The sequence below is a fragment of the Pseudomonas sp. NFACC39-1 genome, from assembly GCF_900110355.1.
Taxonomy (GTDB): domain Bacteria; phylum Pseudomonadota; class Gammaproteobacteria; order Pseudomonadales; family Pseudomonadaceae; genus Aquipseudomonas; species Aquipseudomonas tehranensis.
Genome location: NZ_FODL01000024.1, coordinates 1 through 23,840, shown reverse-complemented (window position 1 = coordinate 23,840; position 23,840 = coordinate 1). Strand labels below are relative to the sequence as shown.

Below are 23,840 nucleotides of genomic sequence, written 5' to 3'. Positions count from 1 at the left end.
GATCAGAAAGCGAAGCAGGAGCAGCCGAAGGCGCCCCAGAAGCCTTGGTAGTCACTGATGGGTACGGATGACCGGCGCACCTTGTCATGGCTGTGCGCATGCACCGCGCAAGGGCCTGAGCATTGATGCACCTGAGTCAGCAGCGGTGAAGCGGGACGCCAGTGGCCGGGTACCTTGGCAACCGGTGACCAGTCCGGCATGACCGGAAGGCTGGGGGGCGACAGCTGGTCGAACTCCGCGGCCCCATAGACCACTTTGCCGTCGACGATGGTCAGCACGGATTCGATCCACTTGATCGCCTCTTCCTCGACACTGAAGAAGTCCGCCGACAGGGCCGTGAGATCGGCCAGTTGCCCGACCTTGATCTGGCCCTTCTTGCCTTGCTCTGACGAGAACCAGGCACTGCCATGGGTAAAGAGCTGCAGTGCGGTGTCACGTGAAAGACCGTTGGGGTAAAGCTCCAGCCCGCCAACGGTTCGGCCGCTGACCAGCCAATAAAGCGACGTCCAGGGGTTGTAGCTGGAGACGCGGGTTGCATCAGTTCCCGCACCCACGGGTACGCCTTCGGCCAGCATGCGTTGAATGGGCGGGGTCTGCTCGGCGGCCTTGCTGCCGTAACGGTCGACGAAATACTCGCCTTGGAAGGCCATGCGGTCCTGAATGGCAATGCCACCGCCAAGGGCGCGTACCCGCTCGATGTTCTTCGCACTGATGGTCTCCGCGTGATCGAAGAACCATGGCAGGCCGTTGAAGGGAATGTCGCGATCGACCCGCTCGAAGACATCGAGCATGCGCGAAATGGATTCGTCGTAGGTCGCGTGCAGCCGGAACGGCCAGCGCTGCTCCACCAAGTGACGGACCACGGGCTCCAGGTCCTGCTCCATAGTCGGCGCAAGGTCTGGGCGAGGCTCGAGGAAGTCTTCGAAATCTGCGGCAGAGAACACCAGCATTTCGCCGGCCCCGTTGTGCCGGAAGAAGTCATCGCCATCGCCAGGCTTGACCATGCCGCTCCAGTTCTTGAAGTCGATCAGCTCTTCCTTGGGTTTCTGGGTGAACAGGTTGTAGGCGATGCGCACACTCAACTGGTTGTGCTTGGCCAGCTCGCGGACCACCTCGTAGTCGTCCGGATAGTTCTGGAAACCACCGCCAGCATCGATGGCACTGGTCACGCCGAGGCGGTTGAGTTCGCGCATAAACTGGCGTGTCGAGTTGACCTGGTATTCCAGCGGCAGCGTTGGTCCCTTGGCCAGGGTCGAGTAGAGAATCATCGCGTTGGGTTTTGCCACCAGCATGCCGGTGGGTTCGCCATTGCTGTCGCGGACAATCTCTCCGCCCGGCGGGTTCGGCGTGTCGCGGGTATAGCCGACAACGCGCAGTGCCGCCCGATTGAGGAGGGCGCGGTCATAAAGGTGCAGGACGAATACCGGCGTATCGGGTGCGGCCTTGTTCAATTCCTCCAGGGTTGGTAGGCGGCGCTCGGCGAACTGGAATTCATTCCAGCCGCCCACCACCCGCACCCATTGCGGAGCAGGTGTGCGATCGGCCTGATCTTTGAGCATCCGTAACGCGTCGGCGAGAGATGGAACACCCTCCCAGCGCAGTTCCAGGTTGTAGTTCAGACCACCACGAATCAGGTGCAGGTGCGAGTCATTGAGACCTGGTATCACCGTGCGCTTTTGCAGATCTATAACCTGTGTCGCATCTGCGCGGACCGCCATGACCTCTACGTCGCTGCCCACGGCAATGAATTTTCCGTCCTTGATGGCGACAGCTGTAGCGTGTGGCTTTTCCCGATCCACGGTGTGCAGACGACCGTTATAAAGGATCAAATCGGCTTTCATGGAGCCTCCCGGGGAGTTGGCGAAAGAGGTGCCGGCGGAGCCGACAAAAGGCAGGGCAGACCAGAGTGCTCCCGCTGCCCCGAGAACTGAGCTGGTAGCCAGAAACTGGCGACGGCTTTTGTCTGACGGATCCTCACTCATAATCATTCCTCGCGACGTTGTGGGTTGAGCCAGGCAGCTAATCACCGGGTCATCATTGGCATGAACAAATAAACCACCAGCAGCACGATACTCAGCGTGTCCACCACCGCACTGACGGGATAACTGGCTAGCCAGGTAATGCCGCGTACGGCAGGAACCTGGGAGACCACGTTGCGGGTTATGTTTGCGCAGGACTCGGGGCGGAAATTGTATGAATGTGTGGTTTTGGGACGGCACTGCTGCTGTGTAAGCGAGGGATCAAGCAGGGTTTAGCAGGGGGCCAATGGCAGTACTGCGCAGCGCAAAAACGGCGTATACCCAGGGTGTACCCGCTACCGGAGTCCATTGATTTGCAGTCGGGTCGACCTGCTGGGTCGACCCGGCAGAAGTCAGATCTTCGCCGCGACAGGCTCCAGCGTCGGTCCGTGTGTGACGCGCTCTGGCGCCTTGTGCACCATGGTGTAGGCGTAGTCGACGCCCATTCCATATGCGCCAGAATGCTCTTTGACCAATGACATAACGGCGTCGTAGGTGTCGCGGTTCTTCCAGTCACGCTGCCACTCCAGCAGCACTTGCTGCCAGGTAACGGGGACAACGCCAGCCTGAATCATGCGTTGCATGGAGTAATCATGCGCAGCTTGGCTGGTGCCACCCGAGGCGTCGGCCACCATATAAATTTCATAGCCGGCATCATGCATCGCTGACAGCGCGAAGGTGGTATTGCAGACTTCGGTCCACAAGCCCGAGACGATCACTTTGTTACGGCCATTTTTTTTCAGCGCATCGCGTACTTTCTGGTCGTCCCAGGAGTTCATCGAGGTACGCTCAAGGATCGGTGCTTCAGGGAAAACAGCCAGTAATTCCGGATAGGTATGGCCCGAAAAGCTCTCTGTTTCGACAGTGGTGATGATGGTTGGAATCGAGAAAATCTTTGCGGCCTTGGCCAGACCCACGGTGTTGTTCTTCAATGTCTGCCGATCAATGCTTTGTACACCAAATGCCATTTGCGGCTGTTGATCGATGAAAATCACCTGGCAATTGCTGGGTGTCAGCACTTCGAGTTTTGGATTGGTCATTTCGATCACCTGATGTGTGTTCGCGCGTGAATGCTGATGATCGCCATGGCTTAAGCACAGGGCTGCAAGCATGGCGACGTCTAGAGAGAGGCCCGTTTTGAGTAGGCCCTCAGTCCCTCAATCCTTCTGAAAGGCATCGCTACTATCTCCAGAGTGGTCGCCTGAAAATTGGACAGGGTTACGGTTCTGGAACATTTATGCGGTCAATGGATTGCTTTTGGCAGGGAGGGTCAGCATTCACGTGCGTCGGCCACTATTGATCTATGCCCGCCAACCATTGGTCCAGCAAGAAGGCGCAGGCTTTCTCGAGATCATTTGCATAGCGCTTTGCATCGCGACGCAAGGCGACGGGGTCGATGCCTGACGTGGCCAGCTCACTGGCATGCCCCAGTAACCAATGCTCGAATCGTGCGCCGCTGACTTCAGGATGAAACTGCAGACCGAGAACGTTTGGCCCGCGGGAGAAAGCCTGAGTGCGACAGAGCGGGGTGGACGCAAGCAGGCTACAGCCTTGCGGCAGGTCGAAGGTGTCGCCATGCCAGTGCAGAACGGGCACGTTGCGCAGCGCGGCGAGGGGCTGATGTTCAAGGGCCGGCGTCAGGTCTAGGGCCGACCAGCCGATCTCCTTGGCCGGCCCAGGATAGACGCGCGCCCCGAGAGCTGCCGCCATCAACTGCGCACCGAGGCAGATACCGAGCGTCGGTCGGTCAGCCGCCAGACGTGCTCGCAATAGCTCTAACTCGTCGCTGAGGAGCGGATAGCTGGCGTGATCGTAGACGCCAATCGGGCCGCCAAGGACCACCAGAAGGTCGGCATCAAGCGGGTCGAGCAGGCCGAGGTCGCGCTCTGCCGCTTCGACGTACTCGATGGTGTAGCCGGCTTTGCGCAGGGGCGCCTCAAAGCTGCCAAGGTCTTCGAAACCGACATGGCGGATGGCTTGCAAGGTGCGCAGGGTCATGATGAGTACTCCGAAACAGAGGAGGACCGCGCGGCCCTGGCCATGAGAATGTGTTCGAGGTCCTTCAGGGCGGCCGCTGCGGTGGCGATCGGCTCCACACCGCAGCCGATCGCCAGCGTCTCACCCATCGCGTCGCTGCTGATACGGATCGCCTTGTTCTTCCCGCTTACGAGGGCGAACGGGTCGGACAGCGGATAGGTCTTGATGCCGACACTGGCGCGGATCGCACCGTCGGCGCGGGTGAGGCTGCCGACCAGCTTGGGCACGAGCCCCTTCGCGCGCCAGGCCTCGATGCGCTCTGCCGTGACCGATTGAATGCCTTCGACCACCAGGTCGTCCATCGTCAGGTCGGCACCAAGACCGAAGTTGGCCAGCAGCAGAAGTTTGCAGGCGGTATCCCAGCCTTGCGTGTCGTTGCGCGGGTCAGCTTCGGCGAAGCCTCCTGCCTGCGCTTCACGCAACGCCGCATCGAAGCCAAGGCCCTGCGTGCTCATGGCGTCAAGCAGGTAGTTGGTGGTGGCGTTGAGGATGCCCTCGATGGCGAGCACCTTGCAGCCGGCCAAGCTATGGTCGAGCAGGTCGAGTGTCGGCAGGGCGGCGGCCGCCGCACCACTGAGTTTGAGCATTGCCCCCGAGGCCTGCGCGAGTTCGCGCAATTGTCGCCCGCTGTGGACCAGGGCGCCCTTCGATATCACGATGCAGTCCTGGCCGGCCGCCAGCGCCGTAAGAAGGTAAGCAAGACCCGGCTCGCCACTGCGAAAATCGCTCGGCCCGGCCTCGATAAGAACATCTGCGCCGCTCGCCATCACGAAATCCGGTCCTGACAGACCAGCCTGCAGGGCATCCAACTGGTTCGCTTGCAGGCCGTTCGCGTCAGCCAGGCCTGCACGTGATCCGCACACCGCCACCAGGCGAACGTCCACGCCGTAAACCTGGCGATAGCGCTCGCGCCGGGACAGCAGCAGGTCGGCTGTGGCACGTCCCACGCCGCCGAAACCAGCGATGGCAACCTTGAGTGTTTGCATGAGTTCGCTCCTTTCGCGCCTACCTGGCAAACAGATTGTTGATGAAGTGGCGGTCCGCCACGCCATGCCCATCTACCGCGTTCGCCGGTACGGCGCTGGATCATTGGTGGGTGGGATCATCGTATCCAGCAACAAGATTCATAAAAAACTATATGTTCTGATCATGAGCAAAAGAAAAATTTATCAATTGTCATGATCAAGGAACTTCGTACCCTGATCGCTATGGCACGCCATGACACATTCAGAGCCGCAGGTGATCGGGTCCACTCGACTGCCGTGGCGGGTGTTATCGAATGCTTGCAGGGCGCAGGTGTGGTTAAGGCGGTTGTGAATCGCCCCGATTTTCCAGACACCGTCCAGGCGAGTGGTCAAACATCGAAGGGGCGAATCTGGTTTTTTACTCAACGCTTTTGCAACACCTCTAACCGCGCCGGCAAATCCTCCTCGGGAAAGCGCTTATGCAGCGCAAGCAGCTTCTCATCAGCCGCCTTGCTCTCACCGGTCTGACGCAAGCGCAGGATTTCCAGCAGTTCCTGCTCCAGCGACGGCAGGGCAACGGGCGCGCTTTTGCTCATTCTCGCCGCGGGCTTATCGGCAAGGACCTGGTCAGTGTTTGCCTCGGCTCGGGCCCTTTCGCCCTGGGGCGCCATCCGGGCTATCGGCGCGGGAGCAGACATGGAGGGCGGCGGTGCAGCGGCGACGGCGGGCTCCTGCCGATTGGCGGAAAACTCCATTGAGGCCGGTGAGGTCAGATCGCTCTGGGGCACTGGCGAACGCACCACCAGACCGATCATCAACGCGACACCGGCGACCGTGGCGAATGCCATCTGCCAGCGTGGCCGTTGGCAGGCCTGCAGCCAGCGTTTCCACAAACTCGGCGCGGGCGTCGGGGCTTCGCGACGGGCGGCGGCCAGGATGAAGGCGTCCAGGGAGGCGGGCGGCTCGCCGCTGGCGTGTTGGCGAAAATGCTCGAGGAGCATTTCCTCGTCGGAATCCGGGGTCTGTTTGGAATCAATCATGCGGGTACCTCCTCGGCCAGCAGTCGATGCAGTTTCTGCTGGGCGTAACGCAAGCGGCTTTTAACCGTTTCCAGCGGGGCGCCGGTCAGGGCGGCGATCTGCGGCAGCTCCAAATCACCGTGCAGGCGCAGCAGGAAGACTTCCCGCTGGTCTTCGGGCAAGGCTTGCAACGCGGCGTCCAGGCGGGCCTGATCGCGACTCAGACTCAACTGCTGTTCGGGGTTGCTGGTGTCGTCGGGTTGGACATGAACCTGTTCGTCGTAACTGTCGTGCAGCGGGTTGCGGACACCGTGTTTGCGCCAGTGATCGATCAAGCGGTTGCGGGCAATCTGAAACAACCAGGTACGAAAACTCGCCCGCCCTTGTGGCTGGGTAGTGCTGCGGATCAGGCTGAGCCAGGTGTCCTGAAAAATTTCCTCGGCCAGTTCAGTTTTATTGCTCAAGGACACGAGAAAACGGTAAAGCCCTTGACGATGGCGGGCGTACAGGGCTTCGAAACAAGCCCCGTCGCCATCGCGGTAGCGGGCCAGCAGCGATTCGTCGCTGGGGCAATCAAGCGGCGCGGGCATGTGGGTGGCGAACTCCTTTGCGGTCAACACAGTTCTGGCAGCCGACAAGAGAATACTGTGGGAACGAGCCTGCTCGCGATGGCGGCGGATCAATCAATGATGATGGTGATCGTTCCACCGCTATCGCGAGCAGGCCCGCTCCCACATTTGATCCTCGTCGAGGTCAGGATCAGCGTTCAAGGCTCTGCGCAAGCTCCACCAACTGGACAAATTCGGCGCGCAGCCCAAACGGATCATCACCCCGGGCGGAACGGGCCAATTGCGCGGTGTCCTTCAAGCTCATGGTCCCAGTGTAGCGGCCATCCTCCTTGAGCTGTTGGGCGAAGGCGGCCACAGCGGCCGAGAAGCGCAAGTCATCGCTGGCCTTGTCATTTTTTTGCGTGCTGGCAATAGGATGCTCGATCAAACGGCTGCTCCCGCCTTCAACGGGCTTATAGCGCACGCGCAGCATCGCCAACTCCCCTGTCTTGCCGTCCAGCTTGGGTGTGCTCGCATAACGCAACGGTTCCAACCAGCCCTGCTCGCCCTTTGGAACAATTTCATACAAGGCGGTCACCGTGTGCCCCGCACCGATTTCGCCCGCATCCACCTTGTCGTTGTTGAAATCTTCACGCTTGAGCGCGCGGTTCTCATAACCCAACAGCCGATACTCACTGACCTGGGCGGGGTTGAATTCCACCTGCAGTTTCACATCCCGCGCCACCACTGCCAGGGTTGAACTGAGCTGGTCCACCAAGACCTTGCGCGCTTCAAGCAAGTTGTCGATGTAGGCGTAGTTGCCGTCACCGGCGTCGGCCAGTTGCTCCATCAGGTGTTCGTTGTAGTTATCCACACCGAAGCCCAGCGTGGTCAGGGATACGCCGCTTTTACGCCGGTCCACCGCCATTTGCTTGAGACTTTCGAAGTCACTGATACCCACGTTGAAGTCGCCATCGGTGGCCAGCAGGATGCGATTGATGCCTTTGTCGATAAAGCTTTCCTGAGCCATCTGATAGGCCAGCTCGATACCCGACGCACCGGCGGTGGAACCGCCGGCGTCCAACTGATCGATGGCGTTGCGGATCTTGACCTTGTCGCGGCCCGAGGTCGGTTTGAGCACCACCCGGGATTCGCCGGCGTACACCACCAGAGACACCCGATCCTGCTCGCGCAATTGATCCACCAGCAGTTTCAGGGTGCTTTTGACCAATGGCAGGCCTTCGCGCCGGTCCATGGAACCGGAAACGTCCACCAGAAATACCAGGTTGGCCGGCGCCAGATCCGCCACGGCGCGATCGCTCGCCTTGATGCCAATGCGCAACAGGCGGGTGTGAGGGTTCCACGGCGACGGGGCCACTTCAGTGGTCACGCCGAAGGGAGAACCGTCGGTGGGCAAGGCATAGTCGTAAGGGAAATAGTTGACCATTTCCTCCAGTCGCACAGCGCCTTCGGGCGGCAGGCTACCTTGATTGAGCAAACGTCGCACATTGGCGTAGCTGCCGGTATCGACATCGACGCTGAAGGTCGATACCGGCGTTTGGGCAACGCTATGAATGGGGTTGTCCGGCAGTTTTTCATACTGCTCGCGGGGCTCGGCGCGGTAATCCCCCGCGATAGCATCGTTGCGCACCCTTGGCGAAGGCATCGAAGCCGGGGCGGCCATGCGCTTGACCAAAGGCTCGTGCACGTAAGCGACTTCGCTTTGCCGCACCGGGGACGGGGACGCAGACGGCGGTTCGGCCGGCTTGGCAGCCTCCCGGGACGAAGACAACCCACAACCGGCCAATGCCACCAGCAAGGTCACGGCAAAGCCCTGGGCAGAAGGACGTAGGAATGAAGGAGGACGGGACATGGGCTGAACCTCGTGAATGAATGATCCGTTCACAGGGTCAGACGCGAGGCACTCGTGGTTCGGGTTAACGACCACGAGATTTTTTAATACGCGGGCAGGACTAGCGGGACGGAATGGCCCGCAGGTCGTCGGCAATAAAGCTGCTCAAGTGGCCGGTGTAAAAGCCTTCGACAGCGGAGTTACCGCTGTTGGTCAGAGCACCCATCATGCTTCTCATGTTCTGAAATTGCCCGACCGCGCCGCCCGGCATCAGCCCCTCGCGAGCCTGGGCAAAGTGCAATACCTCGGCACCGGCCTTCTTCACCTTGACCTGATAGCTGAAATCGACACTGGCGAGGAACGTGCCATCGGCAACGATTTTGCTCATGAAGCCACCTTGGGTGTCTTGAATACGTCGCGCGTAGACGCTGTTGACGTCCAGAAGATAGTCGGCGGCTTCCTTGCTGGAGGCATAACGATTGTCCTCGAGCAGGCGGCCGATCAGGTCGGTGTGCAATTGCTCACGGACCTTTTCATCAGGCAAAAAGCGATCGTTCTTGCCTACGACTTCAACGTCGAAGGTGTCGATCCAGAAGGTGGCGGTTTTGGGGATCGTTACCGGAGTGGCGGAAACGTAGTAATCGGGTTTGGAGGCACAGCCCGCCATAAGGCAGAGGGCCAGGAATAGGGCAAAAATTCGCATGTCTGAATTCGTCCTTGAAAGGTAGCGGCATAGTGGCAGCAGCATTCTACGGCGTTTGGACGGCTTCTCAAGTTTTGGCGGCAGCGGATGGCGACAAAACCCCGGCCGTTACAGACCGGGGCGATTTTATGGGGGCGGCTTGCGGATAACAGTTACAGACCAGCGTCACTCCCCCGCCATCTCTACCACCGTCTTCCCTTGCCCACGCGCCTGGGCTACTTGCGCAAACGCCTCATTCACGTCTCCCAGGCCAAACCGATGCGGGTCTACCTTGATCCGCAGCACCCCGGCCTCAACCAAAGCCGCCGCTTCGCGCAATATCCGCCCATGATGCTCGCGCCCCTTGCCGGTCAGCAGCGGCATTAAGGTAAACACCCCGGAGTAACTCGCCCCCTTGAACGACAACGGTGCCAGGCTGTGTTGTCCCCAGCCGAGACAGCTGAGTACGTGGCCGGTATAGGTTTTCACTGCGTTGAAGGACGCATCCAACGTCGAGCCGCCGACGGTGTCGTAGACGATGTCGAAACCTTCGCCATCCGTGTGCAGGCCCACGTAACTGTCGGTGTCCTGCGTCCGGTAGTCGATGGGCGTCGCGCCCAATTCGCGGATGAAGTCCAGGCTGGTGGCCGAGCCGGTGGCATAGACCTCGGCGCCGCGGGCCTTGGCAATTTGCACGGCCATTTGACCGACGCCGCCCGCGCCGCCGTGGATCAGCACTTGTTGGCCGGCCCGAACATTGGCCCGGTCTACCAACCCTTCCCAGGCGGTGATGAAGACCAATGGCAAGGCTGCCGCTTCGCGCATGCTCAATGAACCGGGCTTGAGCGCAATCAGGTGAGCATCGACGGCAATGTATTCGGCCAGCGCACCTTGGGCGCCACCGATCCCGCCGGCCATGCCGAACACGTCATCGCCGGGTGCGAAATCGTGCACGCCCTCTCCCAGCTCAACGACTGTTCCGGCCAAATCGATGCCCAGTACGGCGGGCAGCGGCTGGCGGGCATGAGCGCCACCACCTGCCGCGATCTTGGTATCCAGAGGATTGATCCCTGCGGCGTGAACCTTGATCAATACCTGTCCTTTGCCGGGAATAGGCCGGGGGATGTGGCGAACGACCAGCGGAGCCTGAGCGGTTTGGGCAATGGCGGCGAACATGGTGTTGTTCATGACAGTAAACCTCCAATGAGTGGGTGAGTACATGTTGCGGCCGTCGACGCATTCCGATAAGTAAGCAACTATGGATAGGATTTATTCCAACCAGAGGCCAAATCCCGATGGATCTATTCGACGCGATGCAGATGTTCGTGCGAGTGGTAGAGCGCGGTTCGTTCTCGGCGGTCGCCCGGGAGATGAACCTGGGCCAACCAGCAGTCAGCAAGCAGATCCGCGGGCTGGAACAACACCTTGGCGGTGCGTTGTTTGCCCGCAGCACTCGCCATCTTGCGCTGACCGACCAAGGACAGCGTTTCTATAGCCACAGCAAGGAAATACTCGCCAGCCTCGACACGGCACGGCTCAGCTTCACCCATGGCCAGGAGCAGATCGCCGGTCCTTTGCGTGTGGCCGCACCGGTGAGTTTCGGGCGGCTGTGCATTGCGCCCTTGATCGGGGAGTTTTTGGCGCGCCATCCTCAGGTTCAAATCGACCTGAAACTGAACGACCAAAATGAAGATGTGCTGAAAGAAAACATCGACGTCGCCATTCGTATCGGCGTGGTGAAAAACGAAGGGCTGGTCGCGGTTTCCCTCGGCGCTAGCCCGCGCCGGGTGTACGCCGCACCCGCCTACCTGCAACAACACGGCACACCGCTGGAGCCGGCGGATCTTGCCCGCCACAATTGCTTGGGCTTCACGCTGCTGGAGCACTACGACGTTTGGCGTTTCGACCAGCAGGACAAGCAGCACCGCGTGACGATCAAGGGCAATGTCACCAGCAACAGCAGCGAGGCAATCCGCGAGATGGTTCTTAGCGGGCTGGGCATTTCGCTTTCACCGCAGTGGTTATTCGCCGCGGATGTTCGCCAGGGAACCGTGTCCAGCCTGCTGGATGCTTATCAACCCGTAGCGCTGCCCATCAGCGCCGTGTTCAGCCAAGACCGACGCCGCTCGGCAAGAACTCGCGCCTTTGTGGATTTTCTGCGCGAGCGCCTTAGAGCTGCCGGTCAGGCGTAACGAACCTGACTGATATCAATCGCCACCAGCAACTCCCCCTCCACCGCCTGATCATCGGCATCGCGCCGATACGCCCGGCGCTTGCTGGGTACGAGCAGCCCATCGGCCTTGATGTAGTCCTCCACATACTGGGCCGCCGGCAGGCCACCGCTCACGTCCACGGTGTAATCATGCCGGCGCAGCAGATAGTCGTCGCCAAAGTAGAAGTCCTGGACCGGGCAGTGAGTGGCGAGGGTGTCCGGGAAGCTCACCCGCAAGCGGCGCCAGACCTGTCCGCCTTCCTTCCACGGTTCCAGTTCCTGGGTGGTGACGCCCGGAAAAGTAAACAGGAACGGCATGGTCAGGTAGGACCAGAGCGCATAGCCATTGAAGTAGGCACGGTGAAGCGGATCCCAGGGAGTGGTTGGCTCGTGCTTGAAGAACGAAGCCCTAGGGTCCGAACGCTCAGCGATCACTTTGCCCTCGATGGTTTCGATGGCGATGCGATCCGGCGTGAACGCGGTACGCTGGTTCAGTGCACCGAACGGCATGACCGAGGCGCGCTGCTCATGCAGCCAGACGGTCATCTGCCGTGGAGCACTGTCTTGCGTTAAGCCCTTCATGGCCCACAACGAGCCGCCGGTCACAAGAGTGACCTGGACAGTGTTGAAAGTGTTCCAGCGCTCGAGACCGCCGTGGGCAATCAGGACTTGTTCCAGCAGGTCGTGCTTGTGCGCCTTCATGATGGCCGTCCTCCTCGAGTTGGAAACGGGGTCATTCATGAGTGTAGTCGTGCACCTGGGGCTGAGTCCCTACGATTCACAAGCCAACGAGGGCTGCGCGGTCTTCGAGTGTCGGGCGGGAAAATACGCCGCCGCGCCCACACCCACCGCGCCCATCACCACGCAATACCCCACGCACACCCATGGGCTCCACGGCACCAGTGCGATCAGCACCAACGGCGTCACGCTGGCCCACAAGGCATAGGCAATGTTGTAGGTGAACGAGATGCCGGACACGCGGATTTTCGGCGGAAACAGGCTGACCATCACCGATGGCACCGCACCAACCACGCCGCAACCCAGGCCCGCCACAGCGTAGGCCAGGCCCAGCCAGGCGCTGCCGCTGATCAGGCTGGCGTAGAGCACGGCGATGCCCATCGGCAACAGCAGGCTGTAGAGCATGACAGTGCGCCAGGCGCCGATGCGGTCGACGATGAGGCCGGCCAGGACGCAGCCGATGTTCAGGAAGACGATGCCCAGGCTGCTCAGGGCGAACGTGTGACTGGGGGTCATGCCGAAGCTTTTTTGCATCACGGTCGGGGTGATGACCACGAACACCACCACGGCGGACGTCAGTACGCAGGTGAGGATGGCGGCGGGCAACAAGGCATGGCGATGGTCCCGCAGGACGGTGCGCAGCGGCAGTTCCGTCGCGCCTTCACGCTTGGCTTGCAGGGCCATGAAGATCGGCGTTTCGCTCAGCCAGCGGCGCAGCCAGACGCCGATTACACCGAAGACCCCACCCAGCAGGAACGGCAAGCGCCAGGCGTAATCGAGAATTTCTGCTGCAGTGAATATCTGCGCCAGCGCCGTGGCGGTCAGGGCGCCCAGCAAGTAGCCGAAGGTCAGACCGGCCTGGAGGAAACCCAGCGCGTAGCCGCGATGCTGCAGCGGTGCATGTTCGGCCACGAACACCCAGGCGCTCGGCACTTCGCCGCCCACCGCCGCGCCTTGCAGGATGCGCAGCGCCAGCAGCAACAACGGGGCGAAATAGCCGATTTGCGCGTAAGTCGGCATCACGCCGATGAGCAGGCAGGGCAAGGCCATCATCAGGATGCTCAGGCTGAACACTCGCTTGCGCCCCAGGCGATCGGCGAAGTGCGCCATGAGGATGCCGCCCAGGGGCCGTGCCAGGTAGCCAGTGGCGAAAATCCCGAAGCTTTGCAGCAAGCGCAGCCACTCGGGCATTTCCGGGGGAAAGAACAGCTGGCTGAGGGTCAGGGCGAAGAAGACGAAAATGATGAAGTCGTAGATTTCCAGCGCACCACCCAGGGCGGCGAGGCCCAAGGTTTTGTAGTCGGATCGGCTGAATCGGGCGTCTGGCAGATGAGTGGTGGCAGTCATGGGCAGATTTAAACAAGAAAAGTTTTTGAGAAGGACGGTTCAGGCGTCTTGGCCGTCGTCCATGGGCTGTGCCGGTGGTTGGTCTGGCTCAGCGTCTTCGGCCTCTTCAGCAGGCAAGAAATCCTTGCGGCTCTGGGCGATGGCCCGGCGTATTTCGTCGCCTTTGGTGGGGCAGTTCTTGAGGCGGGCGATGCCGTCGGGTTTCTGCGTCATCGCCATCCTCCGGTATGAATGAACAGGGGCTCGATAGTGCTCGCTTTTGGCGCGTGATGCCAATTTTGTGGTTGGAGGTTGCTGCGCAACCCAGCGGGAGCAAGCTCCCTGGCCACAGGAATCTGTTGCTTGGGTTAGCGGTGGTAGCGACGCACTACACTGCTGTTGCGCAAGACGTGACCGTTGATTCTTTCCATCAATTGAGGGCGTGTGAGGCCGGCTGGCAGGGCGTGCGGGGGCAGGTCGAGGGCGTATATCTGGATCAGGTAATGATGAGCGCTGTCGCCGATGGGCGGACAAGGGCCAATGTAGCCGCGGGTGTTTTTACTGTTGGTGCCGCTTATGCCTTCAAGGGCGGACTGGGTGCCCATACCCGTCGGGATCTGCCGCGTGCTGGCCTTGATGCCGTAATGAACCCAGTGGTCGACGCCCTGGCCTTTCTGGCCGTCCGGGTCGTGCATGACAATGGCGTAGCTAAGGGTGCCAGGCGGGCCCGCTGTCCAGCTCAAGGCCGGGGAAATGTTCTTGCCTCCGCAGTTGTTGGCGTCACTGGCGGCGGCCGCGGTGAACAGCCTGTTATCCGACACACCTGGAATGCTGAGGGTGAAACGTTGCTGGGCCTGGGCCGCCCCTTGTGCGCACAGCACGAGGGCGATGGCCGCCAGCCAGGGAGTCAGGGAAGTCGATCGAGTCATACCGGGCACCTTATGCAGATCAGGCCATGGACGGCCTGCGAACTATAGCCGCAGCGCCCGCCGGGTTTCAGTGACAATTACGATGAACTTCGAATCCGCCACATTTCATCTGCGTTGACCGTGATTAGCAACACCCCCGTCCCCCTGTGGGAGCGAGCCTGCTCGCGATGGCGATAGTTCAGTTGGCATCCATGTTGACTGAAATACCGCTATCGCGAGCAGGCTCGCTCCCACATTTTGATTTGTGCTGACCGTAATATCCGCGACAACCCAATCTCTCTGTGGGAGCGAGCGCGGCGTTTTGAAGGAAATCTCCGAGGAGCTGGAAAGCAACAAGATCAACAATCACAGCCTGCGGCAGCGCTTACACCGAATGATCGACCGGCAGGTGAATCACCCGGGGTCGCTCCAACGGTGCCAGTGGCGGCGGTTGCAGTTCCGGGCTCAGCAGATGGAAGTGCGCCACGACATGGCTGATATCACCGTCCTGGTTGTTGTGAATAATCTTGGAGCCGGGCCGGCGCAACGTGTCCAGACGCGCGTCGGTCAATTTGAAGCTTTCGCTCAAGCCTTGATCGTCCACCACCGGCGCGGGCAGCCGCCGCTGGGCGAAGCTGCGGCTTTTGCGCTGCTGATAGCGCGCCCAGGTAATCAAGATCACCGCGTTGACCAAGGCGATCCAGCCATATACCTGCAACGTCCCGAGAGTGTCCATTAGCGAACCACCGAGGCGCGGGCCTGCCTGGCTGTCAAACATCGGCCAGAGCCCGTTGACCAGCAGATACAACAGCCCCAGCCACGCCAGCACGGTAAAGAGCGCATCGATGACCACCAGAAAAGGTCTTTGTCGGGTCCTGATAATTTTCATCGGATCACTTCCTCTTCTTCATCATCGAACGGTTTGATGCCGCGATCCGGGCTGACCCAGCGCGCACGCTTCTGATGCTGCCCGAACAGCACTTTCGGAAAACTCACCAGGGTGGTGAACAGGCTGATCAGCCAGAACACCAGCGGGTACCACACCACCCAGAACATGATGTGCCACAAGCCTTTTTCGTAGCGGCGATCGATCAGGATGCTCACCGCGAACTGCATCAGGCACACCACCGCCAACAGCAACCCGGTGAAGGCCGGCGGCATGAGGTGATCGACTGCGATGGCCGCTGGCATTTCGACGAATTTACCGGCGCCCCAGAAGATCACCGACAGCAGGAACGTGAACGCCCAACCGGTGGACAGGCAATATTCGAACAGCAGCGGCCACAGGTAGCGGTGGCGGTATTGCCAGATGCCGCGGATGTTCTTGAACAGCACTTCGGCTCCGCCCTGGGCCCAGCGCAGGCGCTGCCGCCACAGGCCGCGCAGGGTTTCGGGCATGAGGATCCAGCACAGGGCACGGGGCTCGTAGAAGATGCTCCAGTGGTCCAGTTGCAGCTTCCAGCTGATGTCGATGTCTTCGGTGATCATGTCCGGGCTCCAGTAGCCGACCCGGTGCAGGGCCGTGCGACGGAAGGCGACGATCACGCCGGAGACGGTGAAGATCCGCCCGAAGACTCGCTGGGTACGCTTGATCAAGCCAATGATCGAGGAGAACTCGCCAACCTGCACCCGACCGATCAAGGTAGAACGAGTACGGATACGCGGGTTGCCGGTCACCGCGCCGAGGCGGGCATTGTCCAGCATCGGTGCCACCAGGTAGGCGCAAGTGTTGGGCGCCAACAGCGCATCACCGTCGATGCACACCAGGTATTCACTGCGCGCCGCGATGGCGCCCATGCGCAGGGCCACGGCCTTGCCCTGGTTTTCCGCCAGATGCAGCACGCGCAGGCGCGGATCATCAGCCGCCAGTTGGTCGAGCAATTGGGCGGTGTTGTCTTTCGAGCCGTCGTTGATGGCGATGACCTCGATGTTCGGGTAATGCTGGCCCAACGCGGCGTGAATGGTATCGGCGACGTTGTCGCCCTCGTTGAAGCACGGAATCAGAATGCTGATCAGCGGTTCCCCGGCCAGCGGCGGCGGCAGGGTGTCGTCCTTCCACGGCCAGTGACGCTCCCAGTGCAGCCAGAAATACAGGCCGCCGGCGATCCACAGCCCGGACATGAATAGCGGGTAAAAGAACACGAAGTCCATCAGGAATTGCCCGGTGACCAGGAAAATCAGGCCCAGGGGCACCCCAAGGACGATCGCCAGCACCAGCAGGGCGAGCAGTCTGTCGAGCATGTCAAGGATTCCACTTGTTGGAGAGCGCCGGCCGCACGGTTTTCACAGCGGGCTGGTCTTCGATGAAGTTGTCCGGGTAGTAGCCGAAACTGGTCACGCCTGAACGCTTGAGGCGGCCCATCCATTCGGCCAATTGTTCGCCGTCGATGTCGCTGACCGGTTTGCTGTGCCAGTCACGGGCCTGCAATTCGAATACCGTGCGCTTGAGCGCACCGGGGCGGGCCTTGACGGTCTCCACCAGACGCTCAAGCCAGGGGCCGGATTGCTCGCGGGTCTGCTTTTCCATCAACGGCATGGCCATCGGGGCCGTCCAGTTGTAGGCGCCAAGGAAGTCGTCCAGGTTCTGGGCGAACCAGGCTTCGCTTTCGGGATTGAGCATCGGCTCGGCGAAAATATTGCGCGCTGTTTGCACTTGCGGGCCACGAATCGCGCGGACCTTGGCAGTGAGCTCGTGGGTGAAGTCGATCAGGTAGCGGCTCTTGAAACGGGTCCAGCGCTGCATCGCCGCCGGGTCGTCCCGCAAGGCAGCGATAGACGTCGGCAAACCGTTGGCGGCATAGACTTTCAGGGCAGCGGGGCCGGCATCCTCGAAGTCGGAGAACACGGCGTCGTCATGGTAGAGAACGCCGTCCACCGAACTCATCCGCGCCAGGTCTTCGTAGATTTCACCGATGACCCGCCGCACGCTCGGATCGAAGGGCGACAAACGTACGTACTGATCCGGGTCCACACCCGTACGGCCGGTTTCCGGGTTCCAACGTTGTACACGGGGCAGCTTCGGATCCAGGCCGAAACTGAGCACTGGCATCCAGGCGAATACCTTGGCGTTGGCACGGGTTTTCAGTTGCCACGCGACCCGATCGAACAGATCGGCCCGTACCGGCAGATGACGGTTGGGAAAGTACAGCGAATGCACCAGGCCATCGCCTTTCGGATCGGCAAAGGCTTGCAGGAAAACGGTGTTGGCACCCAGGTCGTAGATGCGCTGGATCAGCTTGCCGACATTGGCTTCCTGCTGCACAGGGTCAGGGTCGTAGACGTAATCCAGATCGACATGGACCACCCGCAACGGATCCATCGTCTGCACGCCGACGATACTCTCGGCGAAGTGGGCACCATCCGGATCGGAGGCCACCAGAAAACGTGGGCCACTCATCAGGTTGTTGAGGCTGTCCAGACCATCTTCCAGAGTCAGGGCCATTTGGTAGCCTTCGCTGCCGATCACCTGCAAGGCGGTGCCATCGGCGGCACCGTAGGGCCAGACCCACACGCGCGGACTGTAGCCGGTGACCTTGCGGATTTTCTCGGAAATGGCCACCACGTCCTTGCGCTGGCGAGCCTGGAAATCAGCTTCGCTTTCATAGCGACCGGTGGCGGGATCGTAGCGCCGGGTCGTCGCCGCCGGTTGCAGGTTGCCTTGCGGGTTGGCCAGTACCCCTTTGTGATTGGCGTCGGTGTGGGCGGCGATTTCCACCAGGCCCGATTTCGAGACCTCGCGAATTTGCTCCCAGGTCAAAAACTCGGAACGCTTGCGCGGTACCCCAGCGAAGTCCACCGACTGGTTCAGCGGCGTGTCGATCCAGCTGCCAACCGGGGCCAATAATGCCGGCCAGTTGTAAGCGCGGAGAATGGGCATGACGCGGGTGTAGAAGCTTGAATAACCGTCGTCAAAACTCAACAGCACCGCCCGCGGCGGCAGTTCCGGGCCACCGTTGCGAGCGGTGATGATCTGGTCCACGGTGACCGGCTGGTAGTTGTTTTCCCGCAACCAAGCCAATTGCTCGATCAGGCGTTCGGTCCGCACGGCCACGAGCGCCTGGTCGGGGTCGCGGTCTTCCACGTCGTGATAGGCGATGCCGAGCACATGGTTTTTCGGCCACGGGGCGTCGTTGGCCGCCAGCGGGCGCTGCGAAGGCGGTGTGAACGCCGGGGCTTGCTGGGCACAAGCGCTGATCAGCAAGACCCCCAGCAGAAGGATGAATCGCGAAATGACAGGCATCTTCAAACTCTTCTAGAAGCGGTAGGTGAGGTCGACAAGCAGGCGCAGATCGCTTTCGCGGTCGCCGTCATAGGGGCGGTTGAGCCAGCTCAGTGCGGCGCCGGCCTCAAGCACGTCGTTCCAGATAAAACGCTGGCCGTAGCTGAGCAGACCCATGGCACCGGTGCTGTGGTCGCGCTGGCTGTAGGTACCGGCGCCGGCCTGGAATTGCTGGCTCCACGTCGTTTCGTAGCGGCGGTACAACACATGATTGGCACTGACGGTCGGCATGACGCTCAGATCTGACTTGGGGTTGAAGTAGGGGACTTCGTCAGAGCCGCTGTTGCGACTGGCACCCACTTCCAGCCCCAGCTCCACTTGCAGCCGCGGAGCGCTGTAAATGCCTTCGCGACCGGTGAGCAAGGTTTCGAGACGGTTGTTACCGTCACTGAAATGCGATGGGCTGACCGCCAGTTGCCACTCTCGGCTTTCGTGGGCACGCCAGCGAACGAAACCACTGCCACCGTTGGCGCGGATACCGCTGTTGAGCGCCCGCAGCGGGGTCGCGGCCGAGAGGTAATCGAGGCTGCCACCGTACTGCCAGTGGTCGTTGATGTCCCGGGCCACGGCCACGCGTGCCCCCTGCTTGTCACCGGAGCCGTACGAGTGGTTGGAGACTTCCGCTTCCAGCGTCATGTCACGGGTGCGGCGCTCCACACCCAGACGCTGCCAGCGATGGTGGCCGGTGCCTTCTTCGAAATCACCGGTGGCGTAACCGACGCCACCGAATAGCCGCCAGTCTTCATTGATGGGAGGGCTGTAGAGCAGCGTTTCAATGCCGAAGTCGCGACTGCCGGTGACTGCACCGGCATCGCCGTTGCCGCCGCCATAACTCTTGCCGGTGTAGGCTTCGATACGCAGTTCAGCCATGTCGTGCACTTCGCGCTGGCGTTGCAGGCGTTTGACATGGGCGTTCTCCGGGTAACGAGCGACCACGTCGTCGGTCAGCGCATCCATCTGCCGCCACTCCTGCAAATCCATGGCGGCGCGGGCCTGGGCGACTTCCAGCTCACGGTTACGCGGGGTCGTGGTCTCGACTTCCTTGAGCAGGCTTTCAGAACGTCGCGGCCATTGCCGAGCCTGGTACAGATCAGCCTGGGCCAGACGCAACCCGATATTGCCGGGCCCGTGATTGACCAGGGTCGCCAGGCGCGTCTCGGCGGTGGGCAGGTCGGCGCCATAAGTGCCGGCCTGAGCGGCAAGTTGTTGAGCGTCCATCCACTGGTCATTGGGGTTGCCGATGGGCAGTCCCTTGAGCTCGACGCGTGGTTGCTGGGACTTGGCCAGGTCTTCGGCCAAGGCACGGGCCTCTTCGGATTTTTCACTTTCCAGCAGTGCGTAGTAGAGCGCGGTGCTGTCTTCGAAGCGGTCCGCCGGATCGGCGTCAGGTGCCGTCAGTACCCGGCGGTACAGATCAACGGCAATCTCCGGTTCACGTTGCTCCAGATAGGAGGACGCCACCCAGCGCAAGGCATAAGTGGGAATGACAACCCCTTCGGCGAGCAGCTTTTGGTATTCGGCAATCACTTCAGCTCGTCGAGCACGGGCGTTCAGGGCGCCGATGCGGTCGATGCGCCAGCGCAGTACATCGTCATGAGCCTCGGCCACCGGAGTCCAGGTGGCGAGCAGCTTGTCGTAATCGGCCAGGGCGCGGTCTGCGATAACGAAGCGATCCTTCTCGCTGCGGCTGGCCATGTCCGCCAGACGCACCCGTTCAGCCGCAACATCGCCCTCCAGCCGCCGCTGCACGCCCTGATCGATCAACCCGGGTTGCAGTCGAGCCAGACGCAAGGCCGGCTCAGGCAAGCGGGCACGTTGCAGCGCAATGATGTATTCGCGGGCAACCTCGAGATTGTTGCCGGCGCGGGTAAAAGCCTGGTCGTATTCGAACAGCGCCTCGTGTGGACTGTTGGCACGGGTCAGGGCATAACCCAAGGCCAGCCGACGCGTCGGGTCCTCAGGTTTGGCTGCGACCATGGTCCTGGCACGACTGACTGCTTCGTCGGGTTTACCGGCGTCGGCCTGGGTCAAGGCCAGACCCAGTTGCAGATCGGGATTCTGAGGTTCGACTATCAAAGCCTGGCGATAGAGCGCGGTAGCCGAGTCCCAACGCTTGAGATTGCGATAGGCGCGGGCCGTTGCAGTCAACGCCGCAACTGGCAGGTCGCGATAGCGGCCTTGGGCCTCATAGACTTTCACCACCTCGGCATCGAAACCGGCCCAGCTGGCGATCTGCAGATGGTCACTGATTTGCGCGGTGCTCGCCTGATCGACCGGGACCTGGCGCAAGGCGGTCAACGCAGGCGTGTAATGGCCGGCGCGAGCATCATGCACCATCTGGTCATAGGCGGTATCGGCAAACGCCAGCACCGGCCAGCACAATTGGCTGCACAGCGCGAGGCGAAACAACGGGCGCAAACCACATTGAATAAAGGGACCCACAGTACGCGGCATTCGTCAGCATCCTTACATGGCCAGCCGGGTCGCAGTGCCCCCTTGCCCATCAAACAGGAAGCCGGATCAAAGGAATCCAGCCAAGCTCTAATGGGCCTAGTTTTGCACTCTCGGGCGGGTCGTCTTCCAAAACGCCATAATTCTTCAGAATCGATGCAGATTTTCGCGGGCAAAAAAAAACCGGCCCGTGCGCAATGCACGGGCCGGGCTTTGGATGTTGCTCCAGCCGATTACTGGATGGTGACGCCGCCACCCAACTTGTTCATCACAAACGCGGTGAATTGTTCGACTGTCATCTTCTGACCGTTGAAATCAACCTGATTGTTGGCGTAGTGCAGCTTGGTGACCACATCGTTGCCTTCAAGCGTTGCCAGCTGTGTGCCCACCGCCATCGCGCTGAACATATCGCTGGTGGCAGTGGCCTGATCGGCGATCAACTTGGCGTCGGTCTGGCCTTCCATTTGCGCCTGCACGGTCAAAAGGTCCACCAGCATCGGCTTGGACACTTTCAAATTGAAATCCAGTAAGGCGAGCAACTGACGACCCAGTTGATCGGGTGGCAGGTCCATGGACTGCGGCTTGGCAAGGTCGATCACCAGCGTTGCGCGGCTTTCACCATTGGCCGTATTGAACGACAGGTTTTCCAGTGCCACTTGCGGACCGCCGGCCAGGAGTTTTTCCAGGTCAGCCTTGACCTGCGCTTCCTCAGCCTCGGTCAGAACCAACTCTGGCGCTGGCTCGCCGGCTGCCGCCGCTTCAGCCGCCGCTTGTTCGTAGGGTTGCAGCTTGGTTTGATAAACCTGCATGAGCGACATGGTGGCCGGGATGTCCAGGTTCTTCAGGCTGACCGCCATCTGCGCAGAACCGATGGCCTTATCGTTGAAGGACAACTCTCCGATCTTGTAATCAGCACGCCCCGAAGCGCTGGTGCCATTTTCGGTACTGTTGTTCTTCATCTCGAAATTCTTCAGGCCCAGGACCGACTTCTGCTCGCCAAAAGTAGTCTTGCTGTTGCTCAGCATCAGAACGTTATCACCCATGTAATACCCATAGGTGCTCTTGCTCAGGTTACTGGCGAGCGTCAGGCCGTTAAGCTCGACTTGCACCGGTGTCTGGTCCTCAGCGACGGTGGTCAGCTTGAAGCTGTCCATATAACCGTCAGCCTTGATCTTCTCTGCCTGGGCGCTGGAGGCCAGGTCGATCTTCAGACCGGAGAAACTGAGCTGGGATTGTTCATCCAGCTTGGTGTCCAGGGGCAGCAACTCGAACGTCCCGTGGGTCGACTGGTCGTAGCCCAGGTTAACTACCCCTTTGAGCGGCGACTTGTCCTTGGCAGCGACGAACCATTTCTCGGTCAGCGGCGTGCGCTCAAGTTCGGTGTGGCTGGTGGCCATGACCGGCACCCATTTGAGCGTCATCAGGCGCGAGAACGGCAGCGGGCCATGTTCGATGTTGTCGACGAACAGCAATTCAACCGGTTCATCACCAAACATCTCGCCTTCGCCCTTGAGGCGGTAATGGGCGGTGCTGCTGAAAGTCCCACGGTCCAATGAAACCAGCTCGATCGAAGCCGTGCCATTTGACCCGGCCAGGGCCGTTTGCATTTGCTTGTTGCTGTCGGCAATGGCGGTTTGCAGCACTCCTTCGAGTTTCGTTCCGGTGTACCAGGCGCCACCCGCGCTGATTGCACCGACGACCACAACGATTCCCAGAAGTACGCTTGCTGATTTATTCATGAGTGATCCGATCAATATCCATGGTTGAAAAAGCCGTCGTCTTCCCTGACACCGCTAAGGGTGTGGCTCGACGCCGCGAAGTGGAGGGAGATTACCATCAGGCATGCCATCGGGCCCAATGTTTAAAGGGGGGAAGGGTTTTCTTGAGAGAGGGTCTACGAATATTGAACTTCAATCTCGTCGAGTTGATGGTCGAACGTCTTCAGCCGTGCCGTCCAGGTGTACACCAACACTTCGAAATCGCGATTGATCACCGTCGCGCCCGATGAGTCCGCGCGAGGATCGCAGAAGTCCAGTTGATAGCGCTCCCGGGCCATAGCGTTAGCGACGTCGCAGAGCTCACGAGCGTTGTTCAGCCAGTGCCAGTCGTCTTCGGCGACCTGTTTGTCCAATGCCGCACATTGGGTCTTCAAGGCCTCGAGACTTTTTTCCAATGGAGTACCGGTGAGCTCACCCATGACTTCCTGGAATGTGCGGCCAGGCTGCCAGTAACTGCCCCAGAAGTAACGATCAAAGACCGTTTCGACCCGGCGTAACGCAACCTTGGTATCCCAGATCAGCACCAGAGTCTTGCCCTGCTCAAGATGCTTTTTTTTGATGCGTTGACCTTGGAGCGATGCCCAGGCCACGATTGCGATGGATATCACACCGATCAGCGCAGCCGCGCTATCGAGGAAGATCAGTGCTTTGTCGATCTGGTGAGTCAGCATGACGCCATAGAAATAAGTGGCCGAGAGCAACACCAACGCTGCCAGGGCGCACCAGAAGCCAGGAGCATAAGGGTTTTTCATTATTGGAATCCCCATGACCAGTGACGTCGCGGGCCATTTTTCAGATGCCCCGACTATCACAGCATAGCAATGGCCACAGGGTTTGCCGTGTGTCTATAGCAATCATGAGGGGCGATCCGATTACCGGCCCAAAACGACAAAACCCCTGTCTGCATCAGCAGACAGGGGTTCTGGGAATTCAATCTTGACGATGACCTACTCTCACATGGGGAAACCCCACACTACCATCGGCGATGCATCGTTTCACTGCTGAGTTCGGGATGGGATCAGGTGGT

At 60.5% G+C, this 23,840-nt stretch carries 22 protein-coding genes, 1 rRNA gene and 1 pseudogene; 3 read left to right on the top strand and 21 right to left on the bottom strand.

Going from position 1 to position 23,840, the window contains the following annotated elements:
- Positions 1-2 precede the first annotated feature (2 nt).
- From BMY45_RS26460 to BMY45_RS26445, 5 genes are all read right to left on the bottom strand, one after another.
- Complete coding sequence (locus BMY45_RS26460) at positions 3-1,841, bottom strand: amidohydrolase (protein WP_177193398.1); 1,839 nt, start codon at positions 1,839-1,841, stop codon at positions 3-5.
- Between the two features lie 182 nt (positions 1,842-2,023).
- Positions 2,024-2,152, bottom strand: a complete 129-nt coding sequence (locus BMY45_RS28505; RefSeq protein ID WP_256573682.1) for a hypothetical protein — start codon at positions 2,150-2,152, stop codon at positions 2,024-2,026.
- A gap of 219 nt (positions 2,153-2,371) precedes the next feature.
- The gene (locus tag BMY45_RS26455; protein WP_092403277.1) at positions 2,372-3,058 is read right to left on the bottom strand and encodes a hydrolase; all 687 of its coding nucleotides are present in this window, start codon (positions 3,056-3,058) and stop codon (positions 2,372-2,374) included.
- Positions 3,059-3,311: 253 nt separating this feature from the next.
- Positions 3,312-4,016 carry a glutamine amidotransferase gene (locus tag BMY45_RS26450; RefSeq protein ID WP_092403275.1) on the bottom strand — a complete coding sequence of 235 codons (705 nt, stop codon included), beginning with the start codon at positions 4,014-4,016 and terminating at the stop codon, positions 3,312-3,314.
- The gene (locus BMY45_RS26445) at positions 4,013-5,041 is read right to left on the bottom strand and encodes a homoserine dehydrogenase (RefSeq protein WP_092403273.1); all 1,029 of its coding nucleotides are present in this window, start codon (positions 5,039-5,041) and stop codon (positions 4,013-4,015) included. The genes BMY45_RS26450 and BMY45_RS26445 overlap by 4 nt, the downstream gene beginning before the upstream one ends.
- Between BMY45_RS26445 and BMY45_RS26440 the strand changes: the two genes are divergently transcribed.
- Both BMY45_RS26440 and BMY45_RS28730 read left to right on the top strand, forming a co-directional pair.
- Positions 5,040-5,237, top strand: coding sequence for a hypothetical protein (locus BMY45_RS26440; RefSeq protein WP_092403271.1), 198 nt, complete (start codon positions 5,040-5,042; stop codon positions 5,235-5,237). The genes BMY45_RS26445 and BMY45_RS26440 overlap by 2 nt on opposite strands.
- A pseudogene (locus BMY45_RS28730) lies at positions 5,234-5,323 on the top strand (LysR family transcriptional regulator); the annotation flags it as partial. The gene BMY45_RS26440 and the pseudogene BMY45_RS28730, both read left to right, overlap by 4 nt.
- Positions 5,324-5,442: 119 nt before the next feature.
- Here the strand turns inward: BMY45_RS28730 and BMY45_RS26435 are convergent.
- The 5 genes from BMY45_RS26435 to BMY45_RS26415 form a co-directional block, all read right to left on the bottom strand.
- Complete coding sequence (locus BMY45_RS26435; protein WP_092403269.1) at positions 5,443-6,060, bottom strand: hypothetical protein; 618 nt, start codon at positions 6,058-6,060, stop codon at positions 5,443-5,445.
- Positions 6,057-6,629: an RNA polymerase sigma factor gene (locus BMY45_RS26430; RefSeq protein ID WP_092403267.1), complete on the bottom strand. Its 573-nt coding sequence runs from the start codon at positions 6,627-6,629 to the stop codon at positions 6,057-6,059. The genes BMY45_RS26435 and BMY45_RS26430 overlap by 4 nt, the downstream gene beginning before the upstream one ends.
- A 169-nt stretch (positions 6,630-6,798) precedes the next feature.
- Entirely contained in the window at positions 6,799-8,460 is a 1,662-nt protein-coding gene (locus BMY45_RS26425) for a vWA domain-containing protein (protein WP_092403265.1), read from the bottom strand.
- A 100-nt stretch (positions 8,461-8,560) separates the two neighbouring features.
- Positions 8,561-9,142, bottom strand: a complete 582-nt coding sequence (locus BMY45_RS26420; protein WP_092403263.1) for a hypothetical protein — start codon at positions 9,140-9,142, stop codon at positions 8,561-8,563.
- A gap of 165 nt (positions 9,143-9,307) precedes the next feature.
- Entirely contained in the window at positions 9,308-10,309 is a 1,002-nt protein-coding gene (locus tag BMY45_RS26415) for a zinc-dependent alcohol dehydrogenase family protein (RefSeq protein ID WP_092403261.1), read from the bottom strand.
- Positions 10,310-10,416: 107 nt separating this feature from the next.
- Here BMY45_RS26415 and BMY45_RS26410 point away from each other — a divergent pair, with 107 nt between their 5' ends.
- Positions 10,417-11,313 (top strand): LysR family transcriptional regulator, encoded by an 897-nt coding sequence (locus BMY45_RS26410; protein ID WP_092403259.1) that lies wholly within the window; start codon positions 10,417-10,419, stop codon positions 11,311-11,313.
- Here the strand turns inward: BMY45_RS26410 and BMY45_RS26405 are convergent.
- The 11 genes from BMY45_RS26405 to rrf all read right to left on the bottom strand — a co-directional run.
- Positions 11,304-12,035 (bottom strand): hypothetical protein, encoded by a 732-nt coding sequence (locus tag BMY45_RS26405; protein WP_092403257.1) that lies wholly within the window; start codon positions 12,033-12,035, stop codon positions 11,304-11,306. The two genes, BMY45_RS26410 and BMY45_RS26405, sit on opposite strands and share 10 nt — an antisense overlap.
- 69 nt (positions 12,036-12,104) lie before the next feature.
- Positions 12,105-13,418 carry an MFS transporter gene (locus BMY45_RS26400; protein WP_092403255.1) on the bottom strand — a complete coding sequence of 438 codons (1,314 nt, stop codon included), beginning with the start codon at positions 13,416-13,418 and terminating at the stop codon, positions 12,105-12,107.
- A gap of 39 nt (positions 13,419-13,457) precedes the next feature.
- Positions 13,458-13,631, bottom strand: coding sequence for a hypothetical protein (locus BMY45_RS28245; protein WP_171061296.1), 174 nt, complete (start codon positions 13,629-13,631; stop codon positions 13,458-13,460).
- A 134-nt stretch (positions 13,632-13,765) separates the two neighbouring features.
- Positions 13,766-14,326 (bottom strand): YbhB/YbcL family Raf kinase inhibitor-like protein, encoded by a 561-nt coding sequence (locus tag BMY45_RS26395; RefSeq protein ID WP_092403253.1) that lies wholly within the window; start codon positions 14,324-14,326, stop codon positions 13,766-13,768.
- A gap of 364 nt (positions 14,327-14,690) precedes the next feature.
- On the bottom strand, positions 14,691-15,194 hold the full coding sequence (gene pgaD, locus BMY45_RS26390; protein WP_092403251.1) for a poly-beta-1,6-N-acetyl-D-glucosamine biosynthesis protein PgaD: 504 nt from the start codon (positions 15,192-15,194) through the stop codon (positions 14,691-14,693).
- Entirely contained in the window at positions 15,191-16,546 is a 1,356-nt protein-coding gene (gene pgaC / locus BMY45_RS26385; RefSeq protein ID WP_092403249.1) for a poly-beta-1,6-N-acetyl-D-glucosamine synthase, read from the bottom strand. Before pgaC ends, pgaD begins: the two co-directional genes overlap by 4 nt.
- 1 nt (position 16,547) lies before the next feature.
- The gene (gene pgaB, locus BMY45_RS26380) at positions 16,548-18,545 is read right to left on the bottom strand and encodes a poly-beta-1,6-N-acetyl-D-glucosamine N-deacetylase PgaB (RefSeq protein ID WP_092403247.1); all 1,998 of its coding nucleotides are present in this window, start codon (positions 18,543-18,545) and stop codon (positions 16,548-16,550) included.
- A 12-nt stretch (positions 18,546-18,557) separates the two neighbouring features.
- On the bottom strand, positions 18,558-21,038 hold the full coding sequence (pgaA, locus tag BMY45_RS26375; protein ID WP_092403245.1) for a poly-beta-1,6 N-acetyl-D-glucosamine export porin PgaA: 2,481 nt from the start codon (positions 21,036-21,038) through the stop codon (positions 18,558-18,560).
- 230 nt (positions 21,039-21,268) lie between these two features.
- Positions 21,269-22,774 carry a YdgA family protein gene (locus BMY45_RS26370; protein ID WP_092403243.1) on the bottom strand — a complete coding sequence of 502 codons (1,506 nt, stop codon included), beginning with the start codon at positions 22,772-22,774 and terminating at the stop codon, positions 21,269-21,271.
- 155 nt (positions 22,775-22,929) lie between these two features.
- Positions 22,930-23,565 (bottom strand): hypothetical protein, encoded by a 636-nt coding sequence (locus tag BMY45_RS26365; RefSeq protein WP_047230327.1) that lies wholly within the window; start codon positions 23,563-23,565, stop codon positions 22,930-22,932.
- 182 nt (positions 23,566-23,747) lie between these two features.
- Positions 23,748-23,840 (bottom strand): 5S ribosomal RNA (gene rrf / locus BMY45_RS26360); the annotation flags it as partial.

Excerpts from the sequence above, each read along its gene's own strand:
- BMY45_RS26405 (WP_092403257.1), bottom strand. The coding sequence starts at position 12,035 with ATGAAGGCGCACAAGCACGACCTGCTGGAACAAGTCCTGATTGCCCAC.
- BMY45_RS28245 (WP_171061296.1), bottom strand. The coding sequence starts at position 13,631 with ATGACGCAGAAACCCGACGGCATCGCCCGCCTCAAGAACTGCCCCACC.
- BMY45_RS26400 (WP_092403255.1), bottom strand. The coding sequence starts at position 13,418 with ATGACTGCCACCACTCATCTGCCAGACGCCCGATTCAGCCGATCCGAC.
- BMY45_RS26460 (WP_177193398.1), bottom strand. The coding sequence starts at position 1,841 with ATGAAAGCCGATTTGATCCTTTATAACGGTCGTCTGCACACCGTGGAT.
- BMY45_RS26450 (WP_092403275.1), bottom strand. The coding sequence starts at position 4,016 with ATGACCCTGCGCACCTTGCAAGCCATCCGCCATGTCGGTTTCGAAGAC.
- BMY45_RS26370 (WP_092403243.1), bottom strand. The coding sequence starts at position 22,774 with ATGAATAAATCAGCAAGCGTACTTCTGGGAATCGTTGTGGTCGTCGGT.
- BMY45_RS26420 (WP_092403263.1), bottom strand. The coding sequence starts at position 9,142 with ATGCGAATTTTTGCCCTATTCCTGGCCCTCTGCCTTATGGCGGGCTGT.
- pgaD (WP_092403251.1), bottom strand. The coding sequence starts at position 15,194 with ATGAAAATTATCAGGACCCGACAAAGACCTTTTCTGGTGGTCATCGAT.
- pgaC (WP_092403249.1), bottom strand. The coding sequence starts at position 16,546 with ATGCTCGACAGACTGCTCGCCCTGCTGGTGCTGGCGATCGTCCTTGGG.
- BMY45_RS26440 (WP_092403271.1), top strand. The coding sequence starts at position 5,040 with ATGAGTTCGCTCCTTTCGCGCCTACCTGGCAAACAGATTGTTGATGAA.
- pgaB (WP_092403247.1), bottom strand. The coding sequence starts at position 18,545 with ATGCCTGTCATTTCGCGATTCATCCTTCTGCTGGGGGTCTTGCTGATC.
- BMY45_RS26415 (WP_092403261.1), bottom strand. The coding sequence starts at position 10,309 with ATGAACAACACCATGTTCGCCGCCATTGCCCAAACCGCTCAGGCTCCG.
- BMY45_RS26445 (WP_092403273.1), bottom strand. The coding sequence starts at position 5,041 with ATGCAAACACTCAAGGTTGCCATCGCTGGTTTCGGCGGCGTGGGACGT.
- BMY45_RS26430 (WP_092403267.1), bottom strand. The coding sequence starts at position 6,629 with ATGCCCGCGCCGCTTGATTGCCCCAGCGACGAATCGCTGCTGGCCCGC.
- BMY45_RS26365 (WP_047230327.1), bottom strand. The coding sequence starts at position 23,565 with ATGAAAAACCCTTATGCTCCTGGCTTCTGGTGCGCCCTGGCAGCGTTG.
- pgaA (WP_092403245.1), bottom strand. The coding sequence starts at position 21,038 with ATGCCGCGTACTGTGGGTCCCTTTATTCAATGTGGTTTGCGCCCGTTG.
- BMY45_RS26410 (WP_092403259.1), top strand. The coding sequence starts at position 10,417 with ATGGATCTATTCGACGCGATGCAGATGTTCGTGCGAGTGGTAGAGCGC.
- BMY45_RS26395 (WP_092403253.1), bottom strand. The coding sequence starts at position 14,326 with ATGACTCGATCGACTTCCCTGACTCCCTGGCTGGCGGCCATCGCCCTC.
- BMY45_RS26425 (WP_092403265.1), bottom strand. The coding sequence starts at position 8,460 with ATGTCCCGTCCTCCTTCATTCCTACGTCCTTCTGCCCAGGGCTTTGCC.
- BMY45_RS26435 (WP_092403269.1), bottom strand. The coding sequence starts at position 6,060 with ATGATTGATTCCAAACAGACCCCGGATTCCGACGAGGAAATGCTCCTC.
- BMY45_RS26455 (WP_092403277.1), bottom strand. The coding sequence starts at position 3,058 with ATGACCAATCCAAAACTCGAAGTGCTGACACCCAGCAATTGCCAGGTG.